Origin of the sequence: Halomonas sp. SpR8, assembly GCF_031010195.1 — a bacterium.
Taxonomy (GTDB): domain Bacteria; phylum Pseudomonadota; class Gammaproteobacteria; order Pseudomonadales; family Halomonadaceae; genus Vreelandella.
This window is the reverse complement of sequence record NZ_JAUAMC010000030.1, coordinates 1-620: the sequence shown is the minus strand read 5'-3', so window position 1 is coordinate 620 and position 620 is coordinate 1. Positions and strand designations below refer to the sequence as shown.

2 tRNA genes and 1 rRNA gene are annotated in these 620 nt (G+C 48.7%); all 3 read right to left on the bottom strand.

Features of this window, described 5'->3' with window-relative positions:
- Positions 1-50 precede the first annotated feature (50 nt).
- Positions 51-126 (bottom strand) — tRNA-Ala (locus tag QT230_RS20805).
- A 196-nt stretch (positions 127-322) separates the two neighbouring features.
- Positions 323-399, bottom strand: a tRNA-Ile gene (locus QT230_RS20800).
- A gap of 141 nt (positions 400-540) precedes the next feature.
- Positions 541-620: ribosomal RNA gene (locus QT230_RS20795) — 16S ribosomal RNA — on the bottom strand; the annotation flags it as partial.

The following is a 620-nucleotide window of genomic DNA, read 5'->3' as shown; positions in this document are numbered from 1 at the left end:
TCACGAAACATTCACAAACGGTATTTAAGGTAAAAGAAGGTAGTACGTAATGGTGGAGCCAAGCGGGATCGAACCGCTGACCTCCTGCGTGCAAGGCAGGCGCTCTCCCAGCTGAGCTATGGCCCCAATACAATATTCACGCAAATTTGTGTAAGACAAGGCGCATTATTGCGACGCATAGCCTGCTATGCGAGTAATGATGCAACGCCGTATTACGCAAATTTGGTGGGTCTGGGCAGACTTGAATAAACCCAGTAACCTCACCCTTCTCTTTATTTAACATCAGGGGGTGCGCTCTAACCAACTGAGCTACCTACGTAAATGGTGGGTCTGGGCAGACTTGAACTGCCGACCTCACCCTTATCAGGGGTGCGCTCTAACCAACTGAGCTACAGACCCATTTACGTAATAGCGTCTAGCCAATCGATCTAAAGACCCACTCACTGAGTTGAATATCAGAGAAAGTAGTGCTTTTACCGTTTGCTCTATTGCTTGATCAGGTAATTCATTGTGGACGCTTACTAACTGTGACGCATCGTTTAAGGAGGTGATCCAGCCGCAGGTTCCCCTACGGCTACCTTGTTACGACTTCACCCCAGTCATGAACCACACCGTGGTGA